The organism is Peristeroidobacter soli (genome assembly GCF_004138485.1).
GTDB lineage: Bacteria > Pseudomonadota > Gammaproteobacteria > Steroidobacterales > Steroidobacteraceae > Steroidobacter > Steroidobacter soli.
This window is the reverse complement of the sequence record NZ_RYEV01000005.1, coordinates 480,456-496,291: the sequence shown is the minus strand read 5'-3', so window position 1 is coordinate 496,291 and position 15,836 is coordinate 480,456. Positions and strand designations below refer to the sequence as shown.

13 protein-coding genes are annotated in these 15,836 nt (G+C 63.1%); 4 read left to right on the top strand and 9 right to left on the bottom strand.

Annotation, left to right across the window (positions count from 1 at the left end):
* Nucleotides 1-12 precede the first annotated feature (12 nt).
* Nucleotides 13-636 carry an L-threonylcarbamoyladenylate synthase gene (locus EKO19_RS23735; protein WP_129779211.1) on the bottom strand — a complete coding sequence of 208 codons (624 nt, stop codon included), beginning with the start codon at nt 634-636 and terminating at the stop codon, nt 13-15.
* Nucleotides 637-642: 6 nt separating this feature from the next.
* Here EKO19_RS23735 and EKO19_RS23730 point away from each other — a divergent pair, with 6 nt between their 5' ends.
* Genes EKO19_RS23730 through EKO19_RS23720 form a run of 3 tightly spaced genes read left to right on the top strand, consistent with a single transcriptional unit; the run spans nt 643 to nt 2,377 of the window.
* Nucleotides 643-1,260, top strand: coding sequence for a septation protein A (locus EKO19_RS23730; protein WP_407676662.1), 618 nt, complete (start codon nt 643-645; stop codon nt 1,258-1,260).
* Entirely contained in the window at nt 1,257-1,526 is a 270-nt protein-coding gene (locus EKO19_RS23725; RefSeq protein WP_129779207.1) for a BolA family protein, read from the top strand. The genes EKO19_RS23730 and EKO19_RS23725 overlap by 4 nt, the downstream gene beginning before the upstream one ends.
* A gap of 38 nt (nt 1,527-1,564) precedes the next feature.
* Complete coding sequence (locus tag EKO19_RS23720) at nt 1,565-2,377, top strand: peptidylprolyl isomerase (RefSeq protein WP_129779205.1); 813 nt, start codon at nt 1,565-1,567, stop codon at nt 2,375-2,377.
* A 4-nt stretch (nt 2,378-2,381) separates the two neighbouring features.
* Here EKO19_RS23720 and EKO19_RS23715 read toward each other — a convergent pair whose 3' ends face one another.
* From EKO19_RS23715 to smc, 8 genes are all read right to left on the bottom strand, one after another.
* A complete protein-coding gene (locus EKO19_RS23715; protein ID WP_129779203.1) occupies nt 2,382-4,436 on the bottom strand; it encodes an alkaline phosphatase family protein in 2,055 nt (684 codons plus the stop codon).
* A gap of 3 nt (nt 4,437-4,439) precedes the next feature.
* Nucleotides 4,440-5,147, bottom strand: a complete 708-nt coding sequence (locus tag EKO19_RS23710) for a YidC/Oxa1 family membrane protein insertase (RefSeq protein WP_129779202.1) — start codon at nt 5,145-5,147, stop codon at nt 4,440-4,442.
* The gene (locus tag EKO19_RS23705; protein WP_129779200.1) at nt 5,147-6,421 is read right to left on the bottom strand and encodes a CDP-glycerol glycerophosphotransferase family protein; all 1,275 of its coding nucleotides are present in this window, start codon (nt 6,419-6,421) and stop codon (nt 5,147-5,149) included. Before EKO19_RS23705 ends, EKO19_RS23710 begins: the two co-directional genes overlap by 1 nt.
* Entirely contained in the window at nt 6,418-7,014 is a 597-nt protein-coding gene (locus EKO19_RS23700) for a class I SAM-dependent methyltransferase (RefSeq protein ID WP_129779198.1), read from the bottom strand. Before EKO19_RS23700 ends, EKO19_RS23705 begins: the two co-directional genes overlap by 4 nt.
* A gap of 3 nt (nt 7,015-7,017) precedes the next feature.
* Nucleotides 7,018-8,001, bottom strand: coding sequence for an adenylyltransferase/cytidyltransferase family protein (locus EKO19_RS23695; protein ID WP_129779196.1), 984 nt, complete (start codon nt 7,999-8,001; stop codon nt 7,018-7,020).
* Nucleotides 8,002-8,096: 95 nt separating this feature from the next.
* Nucleotides 8,097-10,118 (bottom strand): NAD-dependent DNA ligase LigA, encoded by a 2,022-nt coding sequence (gene ligA, locus EKO19_RS23690; protein ID WP_129779194.1) that lies wholly within the window; start codon nt 10,116-10,118, stop codon nt 8,097-8,099.
* Entirely contained in the window at nt 10,115-11,116 is a 1,002-nt protein-coding gene (locus tag EKO19_RS23685) for a cell division protein ZipA (protein ID WP_129779192.1), read from the bottom strand. The genes ligA and EKO19_RS23685 overlap by 4 nt, the downstream gene beginning before the upstream one ends.
* Nucleotides 11,117-11,128: 12 nt before the next feature.
* Nucleotides 11,129-14,632: a chromosome segregation protein SMC gene (smc, locus tag EKO19_RS23680; RefSeq protein ID WP_129779190.1), complete on the bottom strand. Its 3,504-nt coding sequence runs from the start codon at nt 14,630-14,632 to the stop codon at nt 11,129-11,131.
* A 262-nt stretch (nt 14,633-14,894) separates the two neighbouring features.
* Here smc and dksA point away from each other — a divergent pair, with 262 nt between their 5' ends.
* Complete coding sequence (dksA, locus tag EKO19_RS39665; protein ID WP_129779188.1) at nt 14,895-15,788, top strand: RNA polymerase-binding protein DksA; 894 nt, start codon at nt 14,895-14,897, stop codon at nt 15,786-15,788.
* Nucleotides 15,789-15,836: the final 48 nt, after the last annotated feature.

The following is a 15,836-nucleotide window of genomic DNA, read 5'->3' as shown; positions in this document are numbered from 1 at the left end:
CGATGAGTCGCATTATTCGAACGCGCTCACGTCGCCCTTGCCCCGGCGGACCACGACCGGCGCGGGACCGGCCAGGTCGATCACGCTGCTCGGCTCGAGCCCGCAGTTGCCGCTGTCGATCACCGCGTCGACGAAGTGAAACAGCCGCTCCTGGATCTCGCGCGGATCGGTCAGCGGATGCTCGTCGCCCGGCAGGATTAGCGTCGAGCTCATGATCGGTTCGCCCAGCTCGTCGAGGATGGCGGTGACCACGGGATGGTCGGGCACACGCACGCCGATGGTCTTGCGCTTCTCGTTCTGCAGGCGCCGCGGCGTCTCCTTGGTGGCCTGCAGGATGAAGGTGTATGGCCCCGGCGTGAACGCCTTCAGCGTGCGGTACTGCGTGTTGCTGACGCGCGCGTAGTTGGCGATCTCCGACAGGTCGCTGCACACCAATGTGAAGTGGTGATGACGGTCGGTCTGGCGAATGCGGGCAATGCGCTCCATGGCCGCCTTGTCGCCGAGGTGGCAGCCAAGCGCGTAGCACGAATCGGTCGGATAAACGACCACCCCGCCCTCACGAATGATCTCGACCGCCTGACGGATCAGGCGGAGCTGCGGGTCCCTGGGGTGAATCTCCAAATAGCGGCTGGTCATCCCGGTATGATAGCGGCCCTGTCAAATCCGCCGGTCGACCGGCAAGGTCCGCGTCCTCTCATGAAGTTGTTGTTCGACTTCTTTCCGGTCATCGCGTTCTTTCTCACCTACAAGATCACCGGCAACCTGTTCGTCGCCACCGGCGTGATCATCGTCGCGGTGATAGCGCAGACGGCCTGGCAATGGTTCCGCCACCGCAAGGTCAGCCAGATGGCGCTGATCTCGGGCGTGCTGGTATTGATTTTCGGCGGTTTGACGCTGCTGATCCATGACAAGGTTTTCATCCAGTGGAAGGTCTCGGTGGTCAACTGGCTGTTCGCGGCCGGTTTCCTCGCCAGCCGGTTTTTTGGCGACAAACTGCTGATCGAACGGATGATGGGCGAGAACGTGCAGCTGGACCCGCCGGTATGGCGCACGCTGAACTGGGCCTGGATCGTGTTCTTCACCGCGCTCGGCATCATCAACCTCTATATCGTCTACAACTTCTCCGAAGAGGTCTGGGTCAACTTCAAGCTGTTCGGCATGCTCGGGCTGACCGTGGTGTTCGCGATCGCGCAGGCGATCTGGCTGTCGTCCAAGATGCCGCCCGAGGACACCTCGGCCCCGTCGGAGAAGCCGCAGTGACCCGCGCCGAGCGCATCGTCGGTGAGCTGCGCAAGGCATTGCACACCGAGCAGGTCGAGTTGATCGACGACAGCCATCTGCACGCCGGTCATGCGGGTGCGAGAGATGGCCGAGGGCATTTTCGCGTGCGCGTCGTGTCCGCCGACTTTGGCGGCCTGCGCACGCTGCAGCGGCACCAGCTGGTTTACCGGTCGCTGGGCGATCTCATGCAGACCGACATCCACGCATTGAGCATCACCGCGCTGACACCGGACGAAGCGCGCTGACGAATATCTTTCAGATAACTTCCACATCAAGGACTCCCATGAATCGTCATCTCCTCGTCGGCCTGCTGCTGCCTCTGACGCTGCTGGCCGGCTGCGGCAATGCCGCCGAAAGCCAAAAAGCCCCCGCCGGCCCGCCGGTCGCGGTGGTCAATGGCAAGAACATCAGCAAGTCGGAGTTCGACCTGTACGTCGAGAACGTCGGGCGCCAGTCCAAGCGCGAGATCTCCGAAGCCGAAAAGTCGCAGCTGCTGGATCAGTTCATCAGCATGCAGCTGGCGGCCGAAGCGGCCTCCAAGGCAGGCATCGAAAAGCAGCCCAAGGTCCAGGATCAGCTCGCCCTCGCCCGCCTCAACGTGCTGGTCGATTCCGGCCTCCAGGAGTGGCTGGAGAAGAACCCGGTGACGGACGCGGAGCTGCGCCCGGAATATGACGCGCAGGTCGCGCAGATGCCTAAGGAATATCACGCACGACACATTCTGGTGGACGACCAGGCCAAGGCCGAGGCGCTCACCAAGGAGCTCAAGGGCGGCGCGGATTTCGCCAAGCTGGCGGAAAAGAACTCGAAGGATCCCTCCGGCAAGAACGGCGGCGATCTCGGCTGGTTCACGCTCGAGACCATGGTCAAGCCGTTCTCCGACGCGGTCGCGGCGCTGCAGCCGGGGCAGATGACGGATCAGCCGGTACAGAGCCAGTTCGGCTGGCACATCATCAAGCTCGAAGAGTCCCGCACCACTCAGGCGCCGGCGTTCGACGAGGTCAAGGACCGGGTCAAGATGCTGGTGCAGCGGAAGAAGCTGCAGAACTATCTGGATGAGCTGCGCAAGAACGCCAAGATCGAGAAAAAGACCTGAGCGCTCACTCGAGCGTGGTCCAGCCCTTCACATCGTAAGGATCCTTGCCCTTCAACACGCGCTGTTCCTGGATCACGAACGATTCGGCTTGTTGCGCGCTGAACTGCCAGGGCACGATGGAGACATAGAAAGGATCGTCGCGACCGTCCGCGGCGATCCTTTTATCGTTGAGGTACGGGTTCACGCACCCGCCGATCTCTTCGCAAAGAATGCGGGGCACTTCCGCGTTCGGCAGGAAGTCCTCCAGGGTCTGCAACCGGCCTCGCGCATTGCGCTCCTTGACCAGCAATACCGAGCGAGTGGCCACGTATCTGGCGTCTGTGGTGCCGCCCGCCACGGCGCGAGTGGAGCGGTCCGTGATCCGCCCGACGATGCCGTGATCCGACACGATGACGATCTTGGTGTTGTCGTACACACCCGCCTGTTTCAAGACATCCAGATAGTCGGCCACACTCAGCAAGGTGCAGCGCGCGCCGATGGCATGCCACAGCGAATACAAGCTGGTATGGCCCCGACGCGCGAACTCTTCATCCGGGACTTTGAACAATTCGTGCCGTGGCTGGCAGTCCTCGCCGAGGAAGCTGGGCTCGTGCGCCAGCAGGCTGGACACGAAATTCAGATTGGATTCTTCGGCATCGAACCGCGTCACTTCCGGCAGCGCCTGCAACTGCGCCCATTCCCTGAACGTGGTCCCGGCCGATGAATCCATGAACGGACGCCATTGCGCTTTCTCATAGATGACGTGCTTCACCAGGTACGGCGCACCGCGCATCGAGCTCAGCAACGACAACAGATCCGCATAGCCCGCCTTGGCCAGATCGTCGAAGGTAAATCCCATGCGCTGGGCGCGCTGGCGAACCGTGGTCAGGGGGAAATGCGTGCAGGTGACGCCGTTGATTTTCAACGCGCCGCAATCGCCCGCCATCGTAAAGCCGAGTCCTCGCGGGCTGACCAGATTGACGTGGTAGCCGTGGCTCGCGAAGTTATGCGGCAGAATGGAGAACGCCTCTATCGACAACTCGCGTAACGATCGGCCACGCGCGTTCATTTCGACCGGCGTGTAGTCGTAACCGCCGAGCATCGGATGCACGCCGGCGATCGAGTTGTGACCCGCGGAGACGGTACGCGGATACCAGGTAAAGCCGTCGAGCCGCTCCAGCAGATCAGGATCGCTCTGTACGATGGACTCCACATACGAGCCCATGAATCGGTCCAGGAACAGGATCAGAACATTGGGCTTGGTACTGGAGAACCTCAGCGGCTGCGCCGGCAATTGCGCGTCGGCGGTCGCCCCGCCCGCCTCGCCCACTCGATCCTGCGAGGCGCGCAGGACGATGACGCCGCCCAAGGACACATTCATCAGTACGCTGGCGACGATCAACGGCCGCGCGCCGAAACGAACGATCAGTGCGCAAACCGTCGACGCGACTGCCGACAGCAACGCGACATCGACCAATGCGCGCCAGGCGAGCACCGATCCGGGCAGTGGAATCTGCTCGAAAGCGAGGCCCGACATCGGTGGATAGCCAAAAGGCAATGCGAACGTGTAGACGATCGAGAGCGCGAGCGCGGTGACCACGAGCAACGTCAGCAGCGTGCGCATTCTCGATGTGAATGCGAGCATGTAGAACAGCGCCGCGACGTAGACTGCAAGCATGGCCTGACAAGCATTGCCCCAGAGGAGCTCGCTCAGAGGGATGCCCAACTCGCCGGGCGACGTGAGATACGTCGCGACAGGCACGAAGAGCAGCAACAGCGCCGCCATGGCGGCCGTCGATAACAAATAGAGCGGCAGACGCAACCGTCCCAGTGCGTGCGTCAATCGCGACAGCCCCTCACCCTGGATGGCCAGCGAAGCGAGGCTTGCCGCGATCGCGACGCCGAGCAATAGCCACGGCGTGCATTCGAGCCAGAGCGCCGCTAGCAACGCAGCATAGACAGCCAGCACGCCCGTCACCAGGCGCACGACGGGCACGATCCCGACCGAGCTCACCGTGCGAAAGACGCCTGCCAGCGCCAGCACCATGGTGAGAAACAACAATATGACTTCGAGGGACATGAGTCAGCGCTGCGCGGTGAATCGCGCGAAGGTCGGGAACTGCGGCGTGCTGCTTCCTGATCGCATCCGACGCGCCAAGATGTTCCGGATCAACGAGAACAGATTGTTCGTGGTCCAGTACAGCACCAAGGCCGCCGGACTCCCATAGAGCAGCACCAGAAACACGGCCGCCAGTGCCCAGGCTTGCCAACGCTTGCTGGGATCGTCGACGTAATAGTAGGTCGACGCCGCGTTGATTGCCGTCATCAGCAGCGGCAACAGGTGCACGCCGCCCAGCAATCCATCCGGACGGCTCAGATCCGCGATCGGACCGAACGATTGTCCAGCCACCGCGTCGAGCCCGGACAGATAATGAAACACCGTGAAGAACACCACGATCTGCACCAGTAGATCCGCCGAGCCGAGCAGTTCCGAGATCGGGTGATATTTGTAGTTGCGATAGACGGCACGGATGTAGAAGTACCGCTCGCGACCGCGAAAGTGCCGCTTCATGCGGGCGACTTCGCTCGCCACGCGCTGCCTGATCTCGCGCGTGGCCGCCGACCGCTGCTCCATCTGCCGATACAGCGGCATCAAGAGCAGATTCAACATCACGCTGAACAGGATCAGCTGCACCCCGGCATCGAGTATCCAGCGCTCGGGAAAATGGTAGATGAACGCATAGATGAGCATCAGCGGATCGACGAACACGTGCTCCAGTGCGTCGAGCATTACACTGCTCCCGCCGTCGAGCGTTGCCGGGCGAGGATGTCGGCGAGCTGCCCCGCCGCTACTTCGCCCGCGCGACCGAAGTTATAGATCAACTGCGAGCGAACCTCCGTCAGCCTCGCGGCGGAGTGACTCGCCAGCGTCCGGCCGATGTGAGTCGCGATATTCGGCATCTCCTCGGGAGGCACCGGCACGATGAATTCCCGGCAGCGCTCCTTCAACTCGCTGTCGCCGCCGAGCAGATCGCCCTCCAGGCCGCCGGCGATGCGCTTCTGATCGATGATCACCACCGGGCGTTCGTAGATGAACGCAAACTCATGAGTGATGCCCGAGATATCGCTCAACAGGACGTGCGCACGGGACATCGCATCGGCCGGGGTACGTTGGGTATCGACGGTGACACCGCTCGATGCCAGCACCCTGGCGTACAACTCCGGCTGCGACACCTTCATTTGCGGATGCGGCCGCACGATCACCTGATAGTCGCGGGCGAGCGATGCGAGGAAGTCGACGCCGAACGACTCGAACATGCTGAACGGCCCCCAACTGGGCGCCACCAGCACCACCGGCTTGCTGCTTGCCGCGCCGATCTCGCGCCGGCTCTTCAACAACTCTTCGTAGTGAGGAATGCCGGTCTCGTAGAGCGCCTTCTGCGGCAGGCCGCGAATGGCCTCGATCCGGCGGATGTTCGCTTTGATGATCTCGCCACAACACAACACCGAGTCGTAGTAATCATAGGCATAGGGTCGAACGTAGCGCGACTCACCCAGCGCGTGCTGCAGAATCGCGTAGTGCTTCACCCTGGCGGAGCGACGAAATGTCATGACATCGAGCTGCGGCGTGGTCGTGACCAGCAAATCCGCCTCGATGTTGTTCAAATAGGCATAGCCGACCATGCCCGGCGCGATGGACCGGTGCGTGACCTTGGCCGGCAACGGTTCGTACGAAGCGTCGCGCTCGTACATGGTGAAAAAGGTCGGCTCGATACCGCGTTCGACCAGCGCCTTCAGCACCGGCAGGAACGTGATTTCATAGCGCGGATCCTCGCAATGGATCGCCAGCTCACAGCGCTGATCTTTGTAGCGCACGCGAAAGATCGCCTCGACCACGCGGTAGTAGAGACCGCGCACGCCGAAGTAGATGGACACGACGATGCCGGAGACGACGTAGAACAGCGCGCTGCCGGTGCCGGGATCGATGTAGGCCGCCGCAGTCGCGGCGTGCAGCAGCAACCCGAGCCCGACCGCGGCCCGGCACGTCCATGTGGACCGCGTCATGGGGAGCGCCGCGCCTCGAAATAGAATTGTTTGGTGCCAAACGCCGACTCGAGCTCGTCGGGATAGACCCGATCGACGGCGGTGACCCGATAATGCCGCGACAACAACTCGAAGGTCTCGGGTACGGTCCGGTAGTTCGACGCGTAGCCGTCCTTCACGACACGCTCGGCTTGCGGTTGTAACGTGCAGGTCGAACGCACCCACACCACCGGTGCCTGCAGTCGTGCAAACAGCGCATCGACCAATTTGTCATCGAACACGTATTGAATGACGCCCGCGACGATGGCCGCATCGACTTCGGGCAGCGGACTGGGATGGGCGATATCGAAGACCGAAGTGCGCACCCGCGGATCGATGCCCTTGAGCAGATCGGCCGCGATATCGCAGCCATGAAATTCTTCGAAATCGGTCAGGCGCAGCAGACATTCCAGCAACGAGCCGTCGCCGCAGCCCAGATCCAGCAGCCGCTTGCCCTGCACTTTCGCCAGGCGCGGCACCAGATAGTTGAGCTCGTGGATACGACGCTTGCGCGTGAACGCGAATGGATACTGAGTTTGCGACTTCCAAAAATCACTGGCGGTCTGGGTGCTCATGATTCAGCCCGCGTCCTGCCATTCGTCGCACACATAGACACCGGATTGATAAAAGCGAATCTGCCCGGACGCGATCCTGCGCTCCAGGTAGCCCGCCAGATCGAACGCCGTCGGCGACGTGAGCGCGCTCATGGGAATGGGAAACCGGATCACGCTCTGCGGGACACGATGAAACGTCTCGCCGTTGGGAATCATCTTGCCGCTCTCGGCTGCCGCGCGGATATCCTGCGGCGAGCGGCGTGGGAATTCGATGCGCTCTCCGACCTCACGCGAGAATTCCGACAGTCGAGTGGTCACGCCATTGTTGATGAAATGCACGTTGCCGAGCAGATCGATCTCCGAGTAATCGTAAACCACGCAGGGCACGTGTCTCGCATCCAGGCGACGCAGCGCCTCGAGCCGATTCGCCCCATCGATCACGATCATCTCGCGCACCACGCTGATCGGGTTGAAGAAGGTGCCGTCGGCGTGGATCTTCGCGATCAGCTTGTCGACCTTGGCCTCGTCGAAAGCCTCGTAGCGTTTCAACTCGGCCATCGGCACCATGCGCAGCCGTTCGCGAAGGAACTGCTCGTCGCGGCGTCTCGAGCGCTCCACGCGTTTACGGATCTCGGTCGTGGAAATGCCCTGGGTCCGCGGCAACAGCACCAGACGAATACCATTGTCGCGTAAGAAGTTCAGCGCTGGCGTGCGGTCGGCGGAAAACAACCAGTCGTCGCCCTGCACGACGATGTCTGGCCGCAACGCCGCGTAGTTGGCGCGCTGGTCAACGTCGGTGTAGTGAATGACCTCGGCGACGAACGGCAGCGAGCGGATCTGCGCATCGCGCTCTTCCAGACTCAGGATGGGACGGGCGCCCTTGGTGTCCTCGACGCCCTGGTCGCTCATGATGCCGACGGTCAGCTCCCCGAGCGCCGCCGCCTGGGTGAGAATATTGAGGTGTCCTCGATGGAGGATGTCGAACACGCCAGTGGTGTATACGCGCACGTGCCTAGTCTCGCCGGCTATCGGCGGGATTAAGTCATACTGGCCCGCCCCCCTGGCGTGAAGGGGGTCACAGCCACGACGACCCAAGCGGCCGATCAGCCCCCGAGCAGCTTCAAAAAGGCGGCTTCGTCCAGAATCTCGACCCCCAGCTCCTGAGCCTTGGTCAGCTTCGAGCCCGCTTCCGCCCCCGCCACGACGTAGCTGGTCTTCTTCGACACGCTGCCCGTGACCTTGCCGCCGAGCGCGACGATGCGATCGCCCGCGTCGTCCCGGCTCATGCTATCGAGCGTTCCGGTGAGCACGAACGTCTTGCCCGTCAGCGGCCCCTCGGCCGGAGCGGCCCGGGCCTTTTGCGCAGGCCAATGAACGCCGCGCTCTCTGAGCGCCTCGACGACTTCGCGATTGTGAGGCTGCTGAAAGAACGTGTAGACGTGTGCGGCCACGACCGGCCCGACATCGGGCACTTCCTGGATCGCGGCCTCGTTCGCTTCCTGCAGCGCCTCGATCGATCCAAAGTGATTCGCGAGCGCGGTGGCGGTGGACTCGCCCACGTCGCGAATGCCGAGCGCGTAGAGGAAACGGGACAGCGTGGTCTTCTTGCTCTTCTCCAGCGCGTCGACCAGATTCTTCGCCGACTTCTCGCCCAGCCGTTCCAGGTCCGCGAACTGCTCGACGGTCAGCTGGTAGAGATCGGCCGGGCTCTTCACCAGCGGCGACTCACCCTCGATCAGCTGATCGACGATCTTCTCACCGAGCCCGTCGACATCCATCGCACGGCGGCCGGCAAAGTGCAGCAGCGCACCTTTGAGCTGCGCGGCGCACGACAAGCTGCCTGTGCAGCGAGCAACGGCTTCGCCCTCCTCGCGCTCGACGGCCGAGCCGCAAATCGGGCACTTCTTCGGCAGCACGACCTTCTTCGCATTGTCGGGCCGGCGGTCGAGAACGACCTTGACGACCTCGGGAATGACATCGCCCGCGCGTCGAATGACGACCGTGTCGCCGATGCGCACGTCCTTGCGTTCGACTTCGTCCATGTTGTGAAGCGTGGCGTTACTCACCGTCACCCCACCGACGAAGATAGGTTCGAGTCGCGCGACCGGCGTCAGCGCGCCCGTGCGGCCGACTTGAAATTCCACGTCGCGAACGATCGTGTTTTCTTCGTGCGCCGGAAACTTGTGCGCGATCGCCCAGCGCGGCGCGCGAGAAACGAAGCCGAGCTCGCGTTGTTGAGCGAAGCGATTGACCTTGTAGACGACGCCGTCGATCTCGTACTTGAGCGAGCTGCGTTTCTCACCGATGTCTTTGTAGTACTCGAGACAGCCCTCGGCGCCCTGCACCACCTTGGCCAGCGGCGACACCTTCAGATTCCATTCACGCAGCTGTTCGAGCACTTCGAAGTGCGTGGCCGGAAGTTTCCAATTGCCATGCTCGCCGACGGCGTAGAAGAACACATCGAGCGGACGGCTCGCGGCGAGTCGCGGATCGAGCTGACGCATCGTGCCGGCCGCGGCGTTGCGCGGGTTCACGAAGACTTTCTCGCCCTTCTCCAGCGCGCGCTGATTCATCGCTTTGAAGCCGGCGAGTGTCATGAACACTTCACCGCGCACGTCGATCACATCGGGCGCCTTGCCACGCAGTTGCGTCGGCACGGCTTTGATCGTGCGGACGTTGTGAGTCACGTCCTCGCCCTTCATGCCGTCGCCGCGCGTGGCCGCACGCACCAGCTTGCCGTTTTCGTAACGGAAGCTCATGGCCAGACCGTCGAGCTTGGGCTCGGCGACGTACTCGATGACTTTGTCTGTTTCCAGCCGCTCGCGGACGCGGCGGTCGAAATTGATCAGGTCTTCATCCGTGAAGGCGTTGTCCAGCGACAGCATGGGCGTCGTGTGGACGGCTTCCTGCAGCTCGCTGACCGGCGTCGCACCGACGCGCTGAGTGGGTGAGTCGGCAGTAATCAGATCGGGGTTGTCCGCCTCGATCTGTTGCAACTCGTTGAGCAAACGATCGTACTCGGCGTCGGAGACTTCCGGGTCGTCGAGCACGTAATAACGATAGTTGTGTTGCTCCAGCTGGCGGCGCAGATCCACTGCGCGCGCCGCGGCGGAACGGACTGTCACTCCTGATAACCCTCGGATCTGCTGGTGGGGCGCGTGCTGGCGCCCGGAGGTGGCCGCTCGAAATCGCGAACCTCCTGTTTCATCCGCTCGATACGATGCACCGTCAGCGGCACACCGCGATCGTCCTGAAGCACGCCGCCCAGCCCTTGATGCAGGCGCCGCGCGCAGGCGACCAGCTCATTGAGTGCATGCATGCCCGGCACGGGGCCCGGCAACTGAGCAAACAAAGTCACGCCCGGATACAGTGTCTCGCTCATCTTCTCCGGATCGAACGTGCCGGGCTCGACCATGCTGGCGATGCTGAAGATGGCCTGACCGTCGCTGTGCTCGCGATGGAAAATGTCGTACCTGCCGTGAACCAGCAGCTCCGCCGCCAGCATTTCCTGCAGCTTCGCGCCTTCGATCTTCTGCGGGGCCGAGCTCAGCCGCAGCGATAGAATCTTGCGACGATCGGGCGAGCGGCGCGCGCCCGGCGATTCGCTGGACGACAGCGTCGGCGCCGGTGTCACGACGGCGGTCGAGTCCGGCGCCTGCACCGGCAGCTCTTCGGTGATCGAATCGTTGCCGAGTGTCGGCTCGACGCGGCCACGACGAAAATCCGGCAGCGGCCGGGCCGCTTCCAGGTTCACCGCCGGCGGCGTTTCTCGCACCGGCCGCGGCGACTCGCCGCGAGGAACACGAGCTTCCATGCGGGGGCTCGACGGACGCACCGGTCGCACGGCCGTGTCGTCATAGTCCTCGACCGGCGGCTCTGCTTCACCTGCCACCTGCTCAGGCTGATCGTCTTCTTCCGGCTCTTCGTAGTCGGGCACATCGTCCCGCTGAAACGCCGGCTCCCGACGCACCTCGGTGAAGCCATGCGGCTGCATCGAAGGCTCGGGGCGAGAGCGAAGCGCGACATCTTCGCCCACTGCCGTAGCACCGCGCCGCCCCCACAGATAGATGCCTGCGAGCAGCACGATACCGAACCCGATCAGAATCCAACGCAACTCACTCATAGAGCTCGTTCTTTACATCGCCGCCAGACGCACCGCTTCGTCGACGTCCACTGCTACCAGGCGCGACACGCCCGGTTCGTTCATGGTCACACCGACCAGGTGCGACGCCAGCTCCATCGTCGTCTTGTTGTGAGTGATGAAGATGAACTGCACGCGCTCGGACATTTCCTTGACCGTGTTGCAGAAGCGGCCGACGTTCGCTTCGTCGAGCGGCGCGTCCACCTCGTCCAGCAGACAGAACGGCGCGGGATTCAGTTCGAAGATGGAGAACACCAGCGCCACCGCCGTCAGTGCCTTCTCACCGCCCGAGAGCTGATTGATGGTGCTGTTCCGCTTGCCCGGCGGGCGCGCCATGATGGACACGCCGGCGTTCAGGATGTCCTCGCCCGCCAGCTCCAGGTACGCATGACCGCCGCCGAACAGGCGCGGGAAGCGTTCCTTCAGGCCGGCGTTGACCCGATCGAACGTGTCCTGGAAACGCTGACGCGTTTCCTTGTCGATCTTCTGGATCGCGGTCTCCAACGTTTCCAGCGCTTCGGTCAGGTCCTTGAACTGGCTGTCCAGGTATTCCTTGCGCTGGGACTGTTCCTGATATTCCTCGATGGCCGCGAGATTGACCGCGCCGAGCCGGCCGACCTTGTCGGCGATGTCGCTCAATGTTTCTTCCCAGGCATGCACGTCGGCTTCCGGCGGCATTTCCTGGTACACGGTCGCCAGCTCCAGACCGGTCGCCGCGAACTGCTCTTGCAGCGTCTCACGGCGCACCTTCAATTCCTGAGCGAGCATGCGCACGTCTTCCAGGCCATTGCGCGCGGCTTCGATCGCGTGCTCGCGATCCAGGCGCTGCTGATCCATCGTACGCATCAAATGCTCGGCACCTTCCAGCGCCTCGCGCGCGACCGACAATTCCTGTTCGACTTCGACGCGTTGCTCGAGCTTCGCTTCGAGCTCCAGCTCCAGCGCTTCGAGCGGCGCATCGCCCTCGGACAACTGCGCAGTCAGCCTGTCTCTGCGCTGCTCCAACTGTTCCAACTGATTGCGCAGACGATCGAGACCGGCGGAAATGGACTGCAGCGCCGAGCGCCGCGACTCCACTTTGATCGCCACGTCCTGCGCACCGGAGCGATCCAGCTGCGCCTGTGAGCGCTTGTGACCCAGATCTTCACGGCGCTCATCACGCTCCTGCTCGAGACCGATGCGCTGATCTTCGAACTGCGCCATCGCCTCCACGCCTTCCTGCAGGCGGGCACGCGCTTCGGCAATGGCTTCGGCACGGCTCTGATGGTCGCTATCCAATTCTTCGATTTCGCCGGTGACCCGACGCAGACGCTCGGCGGTCTGCTCGGCCTTGGCACGCAGTGCGGTCACTTGCGAGCTGAACTCGCTATGCGAGCGATGCAGACGATTCACCTCGACCTGCAATTCATCGCGGCGCTGTTCGAGCGCGTGGAAGCCGTCACGGCATTCGGCGAGCTGCGACTGCACGGTCTCGCGCTGCTCTTCGGCCGCGCTGACGCGGTCACGCAGCTCGCCCATTTCCTTTTCGCGCTCGATGACGCCGGCGTGAACGTCTTTGTCGCGACTGACACGCAGCCAGTCGCGCCCGATCCAGACGCCATCACGCGTGATGATCGATTGACCATCGGAGAGGGAGTGACGGCGCTCCAGCGCTTCGGGCAACGAGTCGACGGCGACGATGCCCGTCAACAACGCGGAGATCGCGGACGGCCCCTGCACGCGAGACAGCAGGCTGTTGCTGTCGCTGCTGTGAGCGCTGCTCGATCCCGCCGAGAAGAAAGAAACGGAGCCGACTTGCAACGAGTCGATGCGTTGCGCGATGTCGTCGAGGGCATCGACCGACACGGCTTCGAGGTACGAGCCGAGCACCGTCTCGACCGCACGCTCCCAGCCCTGCTCCACGACCAGTTGCTGACCGAGACGCGGACGCTCGGTGAGAGAATTGGATGACAGCCATTCGGTGACTTTGCCTTGAGCGAGGCCGAGCGCCGCCTGCTGCAGAGCCTGCAGCGACATCAGCTTGCCCTGCGCTTCCTGCAACTGCTTGCGGGCGTTGTCTTCGGCGCTGACCAGCTCGCGCTCGCGCTCACGCAGCGCCTGCAACTGTTCCGTTGCTTCACGCAGCTGAGTCGCCGCGGTCTCGCCTTGGAGAGCGGCATCTTCCTGCTGAGCTTCGAGCATGGCGATGCGCTCGGCGGAGTCGCCCATGTCGAGCTGACCGAGCTCGGAGCTCAACCGTTCACGACGCGACCGCAGGCCCGACAGTTGATGTTCCAACTGCTCGATACGCGCGCGCTCGACCTGCGTCTTTTCGCTGGCCGACCGCGACTCGCGATTGAAATCTTCCCAACGCTCCTGCCACAGCTGCATCGCCTCTTCGGCCTGTGACAGCGCGTCGGCGGAGGACTGCTCGCGCTCGCGAGCGGCTTCGAGACCGGGCTCGAGCTGTTCCAGCTCGGTCTGCAGCGTGGTGATCTGTTCCTGATCGCGCGACAGGTGTTTGCTGGCTTCGGCCGCGCTCTCTTCGGTCTGTTCCAGATCCTGCCGCTGGCGCTGGCGCAGCTCGCGGGTGTGCTGGATCGACTGTTCGGTGCGCGAGATCTCGGAGCCGATCTGGTAATTGCGACCCTGAACCGCGTTCAGGGCTTCTGACTTTTCGGTGAAATCTTCGCGCGAGGTTTCGATCGACGACTCGATGGCACGCAGCTCGGCGATCAACGCCTGCATCGCCGTGTCGCGCTCACGCAGAATGGCTTCCTTCGACTCCGCGTCGCCTTCGATGGTCTTCAGGCGAAGGGCGATCAATTCGGCGTTGAGCTTGCGCTCATCCTGCTTCAGGGACTGATAGCGGCGCGCGGTCGCGGCCTGGCGCTGCAAGTGGCGCAGCTGCTTGTCGACCTCCTCGCGGACGTCGTTCAGGCGCTCCAGGTTCTCCTTGGTGGCGGAGATGCGATTGGCGGTCTCGCGACGGCGCTCCTTGTACTTGGAGATGCCGGCCGCCTCTTCGATGAAGCCTCGCAGCTCCTCCGGACGCGCCTCGATGACGCGGCCGATCATGCCTTGCTCGATGATGGCGTAGCTGCGAGAGCCCAGGCCGGTGCCGAGGAACAGCTGGGTGATGTCCTTGCGACGGCAGCGCGCGCCGTTGAGGAAGTACGCCGAGGTGCCGTCGCGGGACACGACGCGTTTCAGCGACACTTCGTTGAAGTTGGCGAACTGGCCGGCGAGCTTGCCGTCGGAATTGTCGAACACCAGTTCCACGGAGGCGGTGCCCACGGGCTTGCGCGAGCTGGAGCCGTTGAACACCACGTCGGCCATCGAATCGCCACGCAGATGCTTGGCGGAGATCTCGCCCATGACCCAGCGCACGGCGTCGATGATGTTCGACTTGCCGCAACCGTTCGGGCCGACGACGCCCGTCAGATTGCCCGGGAAATTCACCGCGGTCGGGTCCACGAACGACTTGAACCCGGCCAACTTGATCTTATTGAGTCGCATCGCGCCTCGAGTGCCAAAGGGGGTGTGAAAACGGGCCGTAGTGTATGTGAAACATTCCCGCCTGTGGACGCGTTGACAGCGGCTGAGTGGACCGAAATTCGCAGCCGCCGATAGCCCTGTACGAGGCAGGTACGGTCTGTATAATCGCGCCCCTCTTTGGCGAACGATTGTCCGGAACTGTTGAAGCACCTAGTACAAGGTGGTGTCCAAGCTGTTGTTTAGGGCCGTGGTTTGAGCCGGGGCCCTCGCGGAGGCATTTTCGATGGCCGCAAAAAAACCGTCGACGAAAGCGACGAAGGCCAAGCAACCCGTGGTCAAGAAAGCCCCGGCCGTGAAAGAGTCGGCCAAGGACACCGCAAAGAAGGCGGTGCCCGCCAGGAAAGCGCCCCCGGCAGCGGCGCGGCCGAAGCCGGCCTCAGCCGCCCCGGTGCCCCGGCCGACCCCAGCTTCCGCCCACACTGCAACCAAGGCCGACAAGCCCAGCGAACCGATCAAGCCAGTGGCAGCAGTAGCCGCCGCAGCGAAGCCGGCCCACAAGCCGGCAGCCGCCCCGGTTACGGAAACCGACGACGAGTCGGTCGCCGAACCGGTCCCTGCAACCCCTGTGAAGCCAACTTCAGCGAGACCCGTGATTTCTCATCCGATTACCAATTCCCAGGACACTGACGCGACCAGCGACAGTGAGGACAGCGAAGGCCAGGATCTGTCGAGCGTCAATCTGTTAGCCGGCCCTCGGAATGTAAAACCTTACATTCCGCGGCGTGGCGAGCAGTACATGAACAAGGAGCAGCTCGACCACTTCCGACAGATCCTGAACACGTGGAAACGGGACTTGATGCAGGAGGTCGATCGCACCGTGCTCCATATGAAGGACGAGGCGGCCAACTTCCCCGATCCGAACGACCGCGCGACCCAGGAGTCCGAGTTCAGCCTCGAGCTGCGCACGCGTGACCGCGAGCGCAAGCTGATCCGCAAGATCGAAGAAGCGATCAAGCGGATCGAGGACGGCAGCTACGGCTACTGTGTCGAGACCGGCGAGGAGATCGGCATCAAGCGGCTCGAAGCCCGTCCGGTCGCGACCCTGTGCATCGAAGCGCAGGAACGTCGCGAGCGTCGCGAACTTCAGTACGGCGACCGCGACGACCGGTACAGATAGCGGTTCGCGGTTCGCGGTTGGCGGTTGGCGGTTGGCGGTTGGCGGTTA